At 49.7% G+C, this 14620-nt stretch carries 10 protein-coding genes; all 10 read left to right on the forward strand.

Annotation, left to right across the window (positions count from 1 at the left end; all coding sequences use genetic code 11):
• The first annotated feature begins 29 nt into the window (after positions 1-29).
• The 10 genes from H9Q77_RS12575 to H9Q77_RS12620 all read left to right on the forward strand — a co-directional run bounded on the left by H9Q77_RS12575 (position 30) and on the right by H9Q77_RS12620 (position 14606).
• Complete coding sequence (locus tag H9Q77_RS12575; protein WP_071144312.1) at positions 30-464, forward strand: PrgI family protein; 435 nt, start codon at positions 30-32, stop codon at positions 462-464.
• Complete coding sequence (locus tag H9Q77_RS12580) at positions 403-2838, forward strand: VirB4-like conjugal transfer ATPase, CD1110 family (protein WP_408641172.1); 2436 nt, start codon at positions 403-405, stop codon at positions 2836-2838. The genes H9Q77_RS12575 and H9Q77_RS12580 overlap by 62 nt, the downstream gene beginning before the upstream one ends.
• Before the next feature lie 33 nt (positions 2839-2871).
• The gene (locus tag H9Q77_RS12585; RefSeq protein ID WP_249325790.1) at positions 2872-5550 is read left to right on the forward strand and encodes a CD1108 family mobile element protein; all 2679 of its coding nucleotides are present in this window, start codon (positions 2872-2874) and stop codon (positions 5548-5550) included.
• A gap of 18 nt (positions 5551-5568) precedes the next feature.
• On the forward strand, positions 5569-5814 hold the full coding sequence (locus tag H9Q77_RS12590) for a DUF4315 family protein (protein ID WP_025577937.1): 246 nt from the start codon (positions 5569-5571) through the stop codon (positions 5812-5814).
• Positions 5804-6916, forward strand: a complete 1113-nt coding sequence (locus tag H9Q77_RS12595; RefSeq protein ID WP_117468867.1) for a DUF4366 domain-containing protein — start codon at positions 5804-5806, stop codon at positions 6914-6916. The genes H9Q77_RS12590 and H9Q77_RS12595 overlap by 11 nt, the downstream gene beginning before the upstream one ends.
• 39 nt (positions 6917-6955) lie before the next feature.
• Positions 6956-11866, forward strand: coding sequence for a class B sortase (gene srtB, locus H9Q77_RS12600; RefSeq protein ID WP_249325791.1), 4911 nt, complete (start codon positions 6956-6958; stop codon positions 11864-11866).
• Positions 11867-11928: 62 nt separating this feature from the next.
• The gene (locus H9Q77_RS12605; protein WP_015542949.1) at positions 11929-12411 is read left to right on the forward strand and encodes a hypothetical protein; all 483 of its coding nucleotides are present in this window, start codon (positions 11929-11931) and stop codon (positions 12409-12411) included.
• A 181-nt stretch (positions 12412-12592) separates the two neighbouring features.
• On the forward strand, positions 12593-13210 hold the full coding sequence (locus H9Q77_RS12610) for a DUF6088 family protein (protein WP_055158509.1): 618 nt from the start codon (positions 12593-12595) through the stop codon (positions 13208-13210).
• The gene (locus H9Q77_RS12615) at positions 13207-14205 is read left to right on the forward strand and encodes a nucleotidyl transferase AbiEii/AbiGii toxin family protein (protein WP_055158508.1); all 999 of its coding nucleotides are present in this window, start codon (positions 13207-13209) and stop codon (positions 14203-14205) included. Before H9Q77_RS12610 ends, H9Q77_RS12615 begins: the two co-directional genes overlap by 4 nt.
• A gap of 83 nt (positions 14206-14288) precedes the next feature.
• Complete coding sequence (locus H9Q77_RS12620) at positions 14289-14606, forward strand: hypothetical protein (protein WP_029676883.1); 318 nt, start codon at positions 14289-14291, stop codon at positions 14604-14606.
• The last annotated feature ends 14 nt before the right edge of the window (positions 14607-14620 follow it).

Here is a 14620-nt window from a genome sequence, read left to right on the forward strand (position 1 = left end):
GAAACTATATTACGATGGGAGGTGTATAGATGCCTTATGTACCTGTACCAAAGGATTTAACCAAAGTTAAGACCAAGCTGGCCTTCAATCTGACGAAGCGCCAGCTTATTTGTTTCAGCCTTGCCGGGCTTGTCGGCCTTCCGGTGTATTTCTTTACCCGCGGGGCGATCGGGAACTCGGCGGCTGTACTTTTGATGATCGGGCTGATGATGCCCTTTTTCTTCTTCGCCATGTATGAGCGTGACGGGCAGCCGGCAGAAAAGATTTTGAAGAACCGGCTCCGTTATAAGCTCTGGCCGAAGGACCGTCCATACAGGACGGATAACCTGTATAAATCTATGTCAAAGAAGGAGGTTACAAAGATTGCCAAAAAACAAGCAGCAGGAAGCTCAGGAAAAGCGTCTGCAAAAAAACATCAGGCAGGCCAAAAAGACCAGAGCCGATGCAAAGCAGGGCAAAACTAAGTCTGCCCGTTCCAAGCCGTCTAAAAAAGGCGGCTTTTTTGCCGGGCTGAAAGCAGATGCCCCGCAGACGGTCCAGCAGAGCATTCCCTACCGTGAAATGTACCGGGATGGGATCTGCCGGCTGACTGATACCCTTTACACCAAAACGGTGCAGTTTTTTGATATTAACTATCAGCTTGCACAGGCAGATGATAAAGCACAGATCTTCGAGGGTTACTGCGATTTCTTAAATTACTTCGACGCCTCGATCCATGTGCAGCTTACCTTTATCAACCAGCGGGCCAATATGCAGGATTTTACCAGAAGCATTGACATCCCTCCCCGCGGCGACGAGTATGACGGAATCCGCAGGGAATACGGGGATATGTTAAAGAACCAGTTGCAGAAAGGAAATAACGGTCTCACCAAACGTAAATACATTACCTTTGGGATCGAGGCAGATGACCTGCGTACTGCGAAAATGCGTCTGGAACGCATTGAAACGGATGTGCTGGCAAATTTCAAGACCCTTGGAGTCCAGGCAAGATCCTTAAACGGACTGGAACGTCTGGAGCTTCTTCACAGCCAGCTTCACCCGGACGGTCAGGAAAAGTTTCATTTCCAGTGGTCGGATCTGCCTAAGACCGGTCTTTCTACCAAAGACTTCATTTCCCCATCCGGGCTGTCTTTTTCAAAGGATGGAAAGACATTCCGGGTAGGCGATCATTCCGGTGCTGTCTCCTTTTTGCAGATTTTGGCGCCGGAGCTTACCGACCGGCTTTTAGCGGATCTTCTTGACTTAAACGACGCCGTGACCGTCAACCTGCATATCCAGTCTATCGACCAGGCGCAGGCGATCCGAAACATCAAGCGTAAAATGTCGGACCTGCAGAAAATGACCATTGAGGAACAAAAGAAAGCGGTCCGATCTGGGTATGACATGGACATCATTCCCACCGACCTTGCCACCTATGGAGAAGAAGCCAAAAATCTTTTGCAGGATTTACAGAGCCGCAATGAGCGCATGTTCCTTGTGACGGTACTGGTGGAAAATATCGCTGCCAAACGTCAGAAGCTGTTCAATGATATTTTTGCCGCTTCGGGTGTGGCACAGAAATACAACTGTGCCTTAAAACGGCTGGATTACCAGCAGGAACAGGGGCTTATGTCCTCGCTTGCTCTTGGTACGAACCAGATTGAGATTGAGCGCGGGCTTACGACCAGCAGCACAGCGATCTTTGTACCGTTTACCACCTGTGAACTGTTCCAGGAGGGCGAGGCATTGTATTACGGCCTGAACGCCCTTTCCAATAACTTGATCATGGCGAACAGAAAAACGCTGAAAAACCCCAATGGGCTGTTTCTCGGTACCCCAGGAAGCGGCAAATCTTTCTCTGCCAAGCGTGAGATCGTCAATGTGTTCCTTCTGACGGAGGACGACATCATTATCGCCGACCCGGAAAATGAGTATGGGCCGCTGGTACAGCAGTTCGGTTCCCAGGGGCAGGTCATTGATATTTCCCCTACTTCCACGAACTACATCAACCCGATGGACATCAATCTGGACTATTCCGATGATGAAAACCCGATCACTTTGAAAAGTGATTTTATCCTGTCGCTGTGTGACCTTATCATCGGCGGCAAAGAAGGACTTTCCCCCATTGAAAGGACGATCATCGACCGTTGTACCAGACTGGTGTACCGGGAATACCTGCAGGACCCGTGCCCGGAAAATATGCCGATCTTAGGTGATCTTTACGAGCTGCTTTTGAAACAGTCTGAACCGGAGGCACAGAATATCGCAACGGCGCTGGAAATCTATGTCAATGGTTCCCTTAACGTGTTCAACCACCGTTCCAATATCCAGATGGATAAACACCGGGTACTGTGTTTCCAGCTTAAGTCACTGGGAAAAGCCTTAAAGGAAATCGGGCTTTTGATCATGCAGGATGCGGTGTGGAACCGTGTCACGGCCAATCGCTCCAAACATAAAACAACCTGGTTCTATATCGACGAATTCCATCTTCTTTTGAAAGGGCAGACAGGAAGTTTCAGCGTGGAGATCTGGAAACGCTTCCGTAAATGGGGCGGAATCCCATCAGGTTTAACGCAGAATGTCAAGGACCTTCTGGCTTCCCGTGAGATCGAAAATATTTTTGAGAACTCGGACTTTATCTATATGCTCAACCAGGCCCAGGGAGACCGTCAGATTTTGGCAAAGCAGTTGGGAATCTCCCCGCACCAGCTTTCGTATGTGACCCATTCCGGTCCCGGCGAGGGGCTTTTGTTCTTTGGAAATGTGATCATCCCTTTTGTGGACCACTTCCCGAAGGACACACTCTTGTACAGCGTGCTTACCACAAGACCGGATGAAGTAACGGGGACCAAAGCGTGAGACAAAAATTAAAATGGATCGGAGGTGAGAACAATGGCACACGACAGGGAATTTCAAAGGAGGCGCAAAGATACCCGGATGCCGGTGCGTGATTCCCACGGGGAGGATCAACCGGCAGCCAGGCAGACCGAACAGGATTTTGACCTGCGCAGGGCACGGGACACCCCTTCTTCTGTCAACGGCAAGACACACAGGCAGGACATCCCTGTACAGACGGAATTTTCCCATCTGTCACCGGAAACACCGGCGTCCTTGCTGGAACAGGGCGAAGCGTATGCAACCGCTTTGGATGGTTTTTCGGAACACTTTGAGACACCGGATGCTACCAGGACAGCGCCCCCGATACAGGACAACGTGCGAAGCAATTTCCGGCAGGAGGCTTCCAGGCGTTCTTTTGTAACAGAGGATGTGACAGACCATGATACCGGAAAATATGCTCCTTCTTCCGAAGGCTCAGCCCCACCGAACGGCACAGACAGATCCGGTCAGGAACACCGTTACCGGACACACCAGCATGGGAACAAATATCAGCAGCGTTTTCAGGAAGCGGCACAGGCGGAGGAACAGGCAGCGCAGAAGGAAAAGGGTATGGATAGCGAACCGCCGAAAACATCCAAGCTGGAATTTACTGCGGATGAACTACCGCCGGAGACAAAGGATAAAAAGCTCACCCATGCAAGACGGAAGGCGGAACGGACTGCACAAAAAGCAGAGCAGGCGCAAAATCGTCTACCTGCCCGGAAGAAACTGCGCATGGAGACGGTTTCCGACCCGGAGACCGGAAAAGCCAAAAAACACTTAAAATTTGAAAAGGAGGTCAAATCCCAAAAGGTCCATGTAAAAGGACCTGTACCCCTGCGTCCGGTCAAGGCGGGCGCCAATACTGCCATTGGTTACGCTCATAAAAAGATTTATGAGGCAGAGGATGAAAATGTGGGCATCAAGGCAGCCCACCGCTCTGAACTTGTGGGCGAGGCAGGGCTTCGCACGGCATATCACCGGCATAAAACTGCCCCCTACCGAAAGGCAGCGAAATTACAGCAAAAATCAGCAAAAGCAAACGCAAGACTTGCTTACCGGCAGGCTCTTAGCGACCACCCGGAGCTGAAGAAACATGCGATTGCCCGGATATGGCAGAAACAAAAACTGAAAAGGCAGTATGCCAAGGCTGCCCGTGAAGCCGGGAAACAGGCAAAAAATGCCGCAGTCGCAACAGAGAGGGTCAGCGTCGGTATTGTCCATGCGGTCAAACGGCACCCTGTAATCTGCCTTGTCCTCCTGCTTCTCCTTTTGGTAATTTTCCTGATCACATCCCTGTTTTCCACGTTCTCCAATATCGGGACCGGCGGTTTGGGAAGTCTGGCTGCTTCTACCTATCTTGCAGATGATCAGGACATCAACCAGGCGGAGCTTACCTATACCGAATGGGAAACGGATCTGCAAATGGAAATAGACCGGGTGGAATCAGACCGCCCCGGCTATGACGAATACCGGTATAACCTGGGCGCAATCGAGCATGACCCGTATGTGCTGATGGGGTATCTGACTTCTGCTTATCAGGGATTTACTTACGATGAAGTGGAAAGCGTGCTGCGGCAGCTTTTCCAGGAACAATATACCCTGTCCTTTTCAGAAGAAACCGAGATCCGTTACCGCACCGAAACTTCCGTTGATCCGGAAACCGGGGAAGAAACCCAGGAGGAAGTGCCTTATGAATGGCGCATCTTAAATGTCAAGCTCACGGTTATACCTCTGGAAAACCTGGTCGTTTCCCGGATGAACGCAGACCAGAAAGAGATCTGCGAGATCCTGCTGCAGACAAAAGGAAACCGCCAGTATGTCAAAAATGTCTTTGGCACCAACTGGCTCCCTTATGTGACCAGTTATTACGGCTACCGGGTACATCCCATCAGTGGGGAAAAGAACTATCACACCGGTGTGGACATCGGGATGCCGGAGGGCACAGAGATCCTTGCCGGGCATGACGGAACGGTCACCCTTGCGGGAAATGCCGGCGGTTATGGCTTGTGTGTCGCTATTGAAGGCGAGGCATACGAAGGACATACCCTGACGACCAAATACGGGCACTGTTCCCAGATCCTTGTTTCTGCCGGGCAGGAGGTCAAAGCCGGGGATGTGATTGCAAAGGTCGGGAATACCGGAAATTCTACCGGGGCCCACCTGCACTTAGAAGTCCTGGTTGACGGCCAGTATTTGAATCCCCTGTATTTTGCCGATACCGGCGATACCAGCGAACGGCACCTGCCGGAAGTTGGTTCAGGCGGCACAGGAAACTACTTCGATTATGACATTCCACCGGAAGCCCTTGCGGATGAACAGTTTGCCGCAATGATGGCCGAGGCGGAAAAATATCTTGGCTATCCGTATGTATGGGGAGGCGCAAGCCCTTCCACTTCCTTTGACTGTTCCGGCTATGTGTCCTGGGTGATCAACAACTGCGGCGTTGGCTGGAATTTCGGAAGGCTGACCGCGGATGGTCTTTTAGGTGTATGTACGCCGGTATCAAGTGCGGATGCAAAACCGGGCGACCTGATCTTCTTCCAGGGGACCTACAACACCAGCGGCGCAAGCCATGTAGGGATCTATGTGGGAAATGGAATGATGATCCACTGTGGAGACCCGATTTCTTATGCAAACATCAATACAAGCTACTGGCAGCAGCATTTTTATACATTTGGGCGTCTGCCTTAACAGATTGGAGGTAATAAATTGAATCCTAAAATTGAAAAACTGGAAAAGGAAATTGAAAAGACCAAAACAAAGATTGCGGAAATGCAGGCAAAGCTCCATAAGCTGGAGGAACAGAAAACAGAGCTGGAAAATACCGATTATGTAGCGGTGGCGCGCAGTTTCAAACTGACGCCCCAGCAGCTTGCGGATTTTTTGAAATCACAGCAGGCAGCCCCTTCGGAAACTGTTTTACCGCAGGAGAAGGAGGATGTGCATGAGGCTTAAAAAACTTTCCCTGCTGCTGGCGCTTACGCTTCTTGTAAGTGTCAGCGCATTACCTGTAACGGCTCATGCCGGCGGTTCCAAAGACACCACACCGCCAACGCTGACTGCTTCCATGGAGGGCGATGCCCTGAAAATAGAAAGCAGTGACGATCTATCCGGCGTGGAGGCGGTCTTTGTTGATGAAAACCGTATCAACTCCCTCACCGACGGGAAAGCGTCGGTCGCACTGAAAGATTATGCCGGAACAGAAAAACAGGTAAGCATATACGCAAAAGATTATGCCGGCAACCGTTCTGATGTGGTAAAGCTGGATAATCCGTATTACAAAGAACCGGCTCCTGAAAAGAAACCTGCTACGACAGCACCCCAGAGTCCGTCCGGTACACAGACAAAACCGCCTAAGGAAGAAAAACCTTCCGGCTCAAACGCTGCAACCCCTTCCGGCGGCGGAAATTCTTCCGGTTCAGATAACAGTACCGGACAGCAGGAAAATACTTCTGCGATCCCGGAAGGTGCATTTACCCCGGAAGGCACCGGAACGGTACAGGACAACATCAGCGGTACGGATGGGGAAAAACAGTTTTACACCATCACTACGGACGCGGGCAATGTCTTTTATCTGGTGATCGACGGGAAACGGGAAGATAACAATGTCTACTTCTTAAACGGCGTCACAGAGTCCGACCTGATGGCACTTGCAGAAAAGAACAATGGCAGCATGAGCATGATCCCCCAGGAAGAAAGCTGTAACTGCACAGAAAAATGTGAGGCAGGAAAGGTTAATACCGGCTGTCCGGTCTGCAAAAATGACTTAAATGGCTGCAAAGGAAAAGAAAAGCCGGCGGAAACTGAAAAACCGGCAGAACCGGAAAAGCCGAAGAAAGAAACCGGCAGCGTCGGCACGATCCTGTTTATCCTTGCTGCCTTACTTGCGGTCGGCGGGATCGGTTACTATGTAAAAATCGTGCGTCCGAAACAGCAGGCCGAGGACGATGCGGAATTTGAGGATGACGGTTATGGCGAAGGCTTTGACCCGGATGAGGCATACGGGGAACCGGAATATCTTTCCGAGGATGATTTTGACGACAAGGACAGCAAATAAGGCTGTCCTTTTAGATTTTATGAAAGTGAGGATTTTTTCATGGAACATATCATAACCAGACGCCGCGGCTTTCGCAAGCTGTTGGCGTTTTTGCTTTGTATGGCAAGCATTTTGGGGCTTCTTCCGGCTCAGGCTTTTGCCATGTCTGTCGGACAGACGGCAAGCTCCTGGCTGGGCGACCAGTATGTGGGCTCTGATGGGAACCACTACCGTGCCCCGGCGCCTTACACCTATCTTGCCTACCATGCAGACGGAACCATCGATGTACACACCAGTTCCGGGGGCAATGCTTACCGGCACTATATGCTGACGGATTCTGACGGGATCAGCCACCAGGTTTACTGTGTGGAGAGCGGGATTCCTTACCATACTTCGGAAAATACCTATGTTTCGGAAAGCGGGACCAACAGCCAATACCTGAACCTGCTTCCTGCCGAGGCAAGGAGGGGGATCACCCTGACTGCGATCTATGGCTGGAAACCCGGTGCGGCGCTCCCTGTTTCCGGAATCAACGAGGATGACTATAAGATGGCAACCCAGATCATCCTTTGGGAATACCAGCAGCAACTTAGAAGCGATCCGTACAGCCGCCACGGAAACGGCCACGCAGACGCCGACCAGTATTTCAGCGTGATCGCCGGACGACCGGCAGAAAAAGCCTATGACTGGATTCTTGCACAGGTCGCTTCCCATTCCACAGTACCTTCCTTTACTTCTTCTAAGAAAAGCGAAGCACCGGAACTGGAACTGAAATGGGATGTAGAAAAAAAGGTCTATACCCTGACGGTCACAGATACCAATAACTTGAAGATCGATCTGGAGGCTTTGAAAGGCAGCGGCGTTTCTGTGACAAGAAACGGAAATGAATACACCTTTACCAGCAGGCAGATGATGATGGACCCGGTGCTGTTTGAATTCCGAAAGAATATCCCGGTGGCAAACGACATGCTGATCTGGGGCAGACTCGGCTACCAGACCATGATGACCGGCGCCAGCGATCCGGTTTCCTTCTTTGTAAAATTCAAAACGGAAACTTACGGTACCGCAAAACTTGTCAAGACCAGTGAGGACGGCATTGTTTCCGGTATCACCTTCCATATCTCCGGTACGGACATTTTGGGAAATGAAGTCAATGAGGAAGTTACGACCGGAGAAAACGGCCAGATTGAAAAGAAGCTCCTGCCGGGAACCTATCTGGTAAAAGAACTTCCGGTGGACCGCTATGTGACCCCTTCCGCACAGTACGTGACCATTGAAAGCGGGCAGACTTCTTCGGTACATTTCAGCAATATTCTGAAGAAATTTCGCGTCCATGTGGTAAAGAGTGATGCTGACACCGGAAATGCTCAGGGGGATGCCACGCTTGCAGGGGCGGCCTATGGGATCTTCCGTGATGGCGAACTGATCGACACTTATACTACCGGACCGGATGGCAGCTTTATGACCCGCTATTATGTATGCGGGGATGGCTGGACGATCCGGGAAATCGAACCGAGCACCGGGTATCTTCTGAATGAAACCATTTATGAAGTGGGTGCATCCCCTTCCCTGTATGAAGTGGAACTCAATACCACAGAAAATCAGGTGACGGAAACGGTTATTTACGGAAATATCCAGCTTGTCAAGCACACCGATGACCTGGACCCGGATGTGCCTGAGGGCGAAAATACCGACGATCCCAATGCTGGTATCATCGAACGCCCGGAAGCAGGTGCAGTCTTTGAAGTTTACTTAAAGGCAGCCGGGAGCTATGACGCGGCAAAGGAAAGTGAACGTGACCTTCTTACCACGGATGCGGATGGTTTTGCTTCCAGTAAACCGCTTCCTTATGGACATTATACGGTCCATCAGATCGCAGGCGAGGAAGGCAAAGCCTTTGTCCCGGACTTTACGGTATTCATTTCCTCTGACGGAAAGACTTACAGCTATATCCTGAACAACCGCACCATCACAGCCCGTCTGAAAGTTGAAAAATGTGACGCAGAGACCGGAAAGATTATCCCTGTGACCGGAACCGGTTTTCAGATCAAGGATCTTTCCACCGGGGAATTTATCACCCAGACCGTCTACTATCCGAACCCGGAAACACTGGATACCTTCTATGTTTCTGACGAGGGCTGGCTGATGCTGCCGGAGCCTTTGGCCGCCGGGGATTATGAACTTTATGAGGTGGCTGCCCCTTATGGCTATGTGCTTTCCGATCAGCCGGTACCGTTTACCATTGACGGCAGCGAGGCGGTTGTGACGGTCACTCAGTACAATATGCCGCAGAAAGGCCAGCTTACCATCACAAAGACCGGAGAAGTATTTGCTTCTGTCCAGGAAAACGACGGACTGTACCAACCGGTATATGAGGTTGCCGGACTTCCTGGAGCGGTCTATGATGTGATCGCAGATGAAGATATTTATACCGGTGACGGTACCTTGCGGGCAGAAAAAGATACGGTTGTGGAAACACTTACGACCGGCGAGGACGGCACAGCGAAAAGCGGGTCTCTCTATCTTGGCCGTTATCGTCTGGAGGAACGTCAGGCGCCTTCCGGCTGTGTGTTGAATCCTCAACCGGAATATGTGGAACTGACCTATGCGGGTGAGACCGTAGAGGTTACACAGACAGCGGCCGGTCTTTATGACGAACGCCAGAAAGTGGATGTCACACTTTTCAAGGCAATGGAGACCGATGACCTGTTCGGTCTTGGCATGAACGAGGAACATAAGGATATTTCCTTTGGACTTTATGCTTCCGCAGACCTGACGGCGGCAGATGGCAGCGTAATCCCGGCAGGTGGACTTCTGGAAGTGGTCTCTGTTTCGTCTGAGGAATCCGGCGGTTACAGCGCTTCCTTCGCTTCCGACCTGCCTTTTGGCAGCTATTATGTCAAGGAACGCACAACCAACGGCGCCTATATCCTTTCGAATCAGGAATATCCGGTTGTCTTTGAGTATGCTGGTCAGGAAACCGCCCTGGTACAGATCCTTGTCAATGAAGGCGAGGCTGTTTCCAATGAACTTCTCCGTGGGCGTGTAGACGGTGTAAAAGTCGGGGAAAACCCGGAAGGCGGCGAGGATGTCACGCTTGCCGGTGCGCTCATGGGTCTGTTTAGACCTGATACCGAAGAATTTACTGAAGAAAATGCGCTGCTTACTGCTATTACCGGAAAAGACGGCAGTTTTTCCTTTGAGAACATTCCTTACGGACACTGGATCGTCAAGGAGATCTCTGCCCCTGACCTTTATACGGTAAGCCCGCAGCAGCACCATGTATATATCGGTGCAGACGGACAGCATATCGAGATCCGTGTGGAAAACACCCTGATCCGCGGCAGTGTGCAGGTAACTAAAACCGAAGCTGTGGAGGAACCGTCCCCTGTGGAAAAGGAGGATAAGAAAGACAAGAATTCTTTCCTGCGCTTCCTGCCCGGTGCAGTGTTCGACCTGTATGCGGATTCCAACGCCAACCAGGAATATGATCCTGACGATCAAAAGATCGGTACGCTGAAAGAAACCGATGCAGGCTATCATACGGCGGAAAACCTTCTGGCTGGCGGCTACTTTATCAAAGAAAGCAAAGCGCCGGAGGGCTATCAGCCTGACTCAAACGCTTACTATTTTTCCATCACAGAAGATGGACAGGTCGCAGTTGTGGAAAATGGAGAAGCCGGGCACGGATTTACCAATGAGGCTTACCGCGGCAACTTAAAGATCACAAAGGATTCCAGCGACGGGCGCAAAGATGGTTTTGCCATCGAGGTTAAGAGTGCGGACGGCTCCTACTGCGAGACATTCACCACTCCAAAATCCGGCGTGATTGAAGTTAAGGGCCTTCGTGTCGGTATTTATACCGTAACAGAAGTTGCAAACCGGGCAAGCAAGGATTACATCATTCCTGATGCCGCTACGGTGGAGATCAAGGCAGATCAGACATCTACGGTCCAGTTCTTTAATGAAAAACCGGAAAAGCCGGATAACCCAAAGAACCCGGAAAAGCCTTCTGTTCCCTCCAATCCTTCCACCCCTCAAAAGCCGGTACCGCAGACCGGGGATGATCCGTATATTTTCCTGTATGGCGGACTGCTGGCAGCCGCACTGATCGGCGGCAGCGTATTTGCTGTGTATTATTTCAAAAAGGGAAAATACAGCAGGACTTCCCTGAAAAGAACGGCTGTCGGGGTTTCTGTCCTTTCACTCTGCGTTCTGGTGGCTCTTGGCAGCGGTTTTTTGGTGTTCCGTGACTTGAACCAGTATGCTGAGAGTAAAGATGCCTATCGAGATCTTGCCGGATATGTGGAAGTGCCGGAGCAGACAGCTTCCCCGGAGTCGGCACCCGATCCGACAGAACCAAAACGGGACGATACCGATATTGTCCTGCCTTCGGTAGACTTTGAAACGCTCCGTGAAAATGGACCGGACATCATCGGATGGCTTTCTCTTCCTGATACGGTGCTCAATTATCCGGTGACGCAGACCGACAACAACGAGTATTACCTGAACCATCTTTATGACGGGATCTATAACAAGGTTGGCTGCCTGTTTGCCGACTATGAAAACCGGGCAGATTTTTCAGACCGCAATACGATCATTTACGGTCATAATATGCGGGATGGTTCCATGTTTGCCTTGCTGAACCGGTACGATGAACAAAGTTACTTTGATACTCACAGGCAGATGTATCTCGTTACTCCGAAGGGGGGTTATGTCATGGAGATCTTTACGGCATTTGCAGCAAAACCGGAAGAATCCGGCAGTAAAACTTCTCCCTGGCAGCTTTCCTGGAAGGATGACGGTGCTTATACTACCTGGCTTACAGCTATGAAGGAACGTTCTGCGGTGGAAAGTGATGTGACTGTGACCTGCAGCGATAAGGTACTGACCCTTTCTACCTGTACGCCGGGCGGCACAGGACGCTTTCTTGTCATGGGAAAACTCGTGAAAGTAGATAACGAAATATAGATTTTAGACGGTGCGGGGGCAAAAGCTCCCGCACCTGCTGTTTACAAGGAGGATTTTATTTTATGGTAAATACCATGATTTCCATTCCCGGCTATGTCCATCTTTACCGCTCGCTTTTGCGGTTTTACGACATGCCGGAAAATGAAGTCCGGGAAATGCTCTATCTTCTGAATACGGCAAACCTGGACTGCTATGAGTATTATCACCCGGACCGCAGTGTGATCCAGAGCGGACCGGTCGCTTTTTGCGGATGGCTGGAAACGAAAGACTGCCGCCCTTACCGCACAGAGGTACAGCTTTACAAATCGCTGCTGTTTTTGAAGCGCAGCATTGACCGTGACCTGATCGTATCAGCTCAAAGGGAGGCTCTGCAAACCCTGCGCTGTATTATCTCCAATCTGGAATACCGCTTTTATAAAGCCTATGGCATGGAGATCGAGGACAAACGCACGGTCTATGGGGAATGTACCTACCGTCTGGTTCCCAGGGAGGATGAACCCAGCGTGTGCCTGATGCACGACTGGATCTACCTGCCAACTGCCTGATGTCACGAATAATATATAAAATATGTGACATATATGAAAACTGTACTGCCTTGCAAAATTTTTGATTTTTGATGTATAAATCAGATTTTTAATGGGAACACTCAAAATAAGAGGAATAGGACCTATTGCAATCATGTCACGAATAATATATAATATTCGTGACATGAAGGGAGGCGGTATTGTGGACAACGGATATACAAAACGAATACGGGAGCGTGTTCTTTCTCTTGAAGATGGAACTGTTTTTGTGATGTCTGATTTTGCGGATATTGCAGATACATCCACTATTCGTCAAAGTTTAAGCCGTTTAGTGCAATCAGGAACATTGCGCCGTATTTTGAAAGGAGTTTATGAAAAACCAAAATATAGCAAACTTCTGGATGAATATGTGGCGGCAGACCCGGAAGCGGTGGCGAACGCATTGGCACGAAGTTATCACTGGACGATTGCCCCATGTGGGAATACAGCATTGAACCTGTTAGGTCTTTCAACACAGGTAACAGCAGTATGGTCCTATATCAGCGATGGTCCATATAAGACCTACGAGTGGAACTCTACAAAGCTGGAATTTAAGCACCGGACCAATAAGGAGATTACCGGATTGTCCTATATGACAAGTTTGGTTATACAGGCATTAAAAACGCTTGGCAGATCGAATGTTACGCCAGAAGTCATACAGATGCTTTCCGAAAAACTGACAGACAAGGATAAACAGGCTTGTTTGAAGGAAGCAACCGAGTCTACGGATTGGGTTTACGATACGATACGGCAGATTTGTGGAGGTGAAAAGGTACAATGAGAAATATAGCAAGACTTTCAGATAACGACCGCAGGGAGCTGTTCAGAAATACAGCAGATAAAATGGGGCTGAATGATGCCATCGTGGAAAAAGACTTTTGGGTATGTTTTACGCTGGATTATTTATTTCACCGCTCACCATGGAAAGAGTCCATCACCTTTAAGGGAGGTACCAGCCTTTCAAAAGCCTTTCACCTGATCAGCCGGTTTTCAGAAGATATTGATTTGATTCTGGACTGGCGTGTATTGGGATATGGCAAAGATGAACCATGGGAGAAACGTTCCAATACAAAACAGGATGCTTTTAACAAAGAAGCCAATGTGCGTGCAGAGGTATTTCTGTCCGAAACATTCTGCCCGGCAGTCAAAGCCGGCTTATCCCAGGAAATCGGTTGTGAAGCAAATGTCTACATAGATGAAAAGGATAAACAGACGGTCATTTTCGCCTATCCGCACCTTTTTACGAATACGGCGACTTTACAGGTGATCCGTTTAGAGATTGGTGCGCTGGCAGCGTGGACTCCTGCAAAAACAGCGCTGATCGAACCATACGCGGCAAAATATTATCCGAAGATTTTTGAGCAAAAAGAAACCGCAATCCTTACCGTTGCCCCGGAACGGACCTTCTGGGAAAAAGCCACAATCCTGCACCATGAAGCGAACAGACCGGAACATTTGGAAATGCCGCAGCGGTATTCCAGACATTATTATGATCTCTACCGCATGGCTGCAACACCGGTCAAAGAAGCTGCTTTTTCCAGGCTGGATCTCCTGAAGAAAGTTGTAGATTTCAAAATGAAATTCTATCCCAGAGCATGGGCGAAGTACCCGGAGGCTGTGCCGGGCACATTAAAATTACTCCCGCCGGAATATCGGTTCGCAGCATTGGAAACGGACTATAACTCTATGCAGGATATGTTGTATGGGGATATTCCGACATTTGAGACAGTCATAGCAGCGGTCCAGGAACTGGAAAAAGAGATCAATACACTATAAACAATTACATATCCATTTATTTGCCGGCTATTCTAAGATGCTTTAGAATAGCCGGTTTCTTGTTTTCAAAGGAGGGATGCTATATTACGCAAAATGAAGTCAATGCCGTTTTTGACGAACAGGTGCGGCTCTGTGCTGATACCTTGAAACGGAAAACCAAAGAATACACCGGGGATGATCCGGACCGGCTGGGTGCATTTAAGGCAGCGGCAGCTTTACAGCACACAACGCCCCAGCGTGCCCTTGCCGGTATGCTGGCAAAGCATATTGTTTCTCTATACGATATGTGCTTTGCCGAAGAAGTGGTTTATCCGATGGACACATGGGACGAAAAGATCACAGACAGTCTTAACTATCTGTTCTTACTGAAAGCGATTGTAAAGGAGGGACATACCAATTAAACAGATTGAAGTAA

The sequence above is a fragment of the Simiaoa sunii genome (assembly GCF_014337175.1).
Taxonomy (GTDB): domain Bacteria; phylum Bacillota; class Clostridia; order Lachnospirales; family Lachnospiraceae; genus Acetatifactor; species Acetatifactor intestinalis.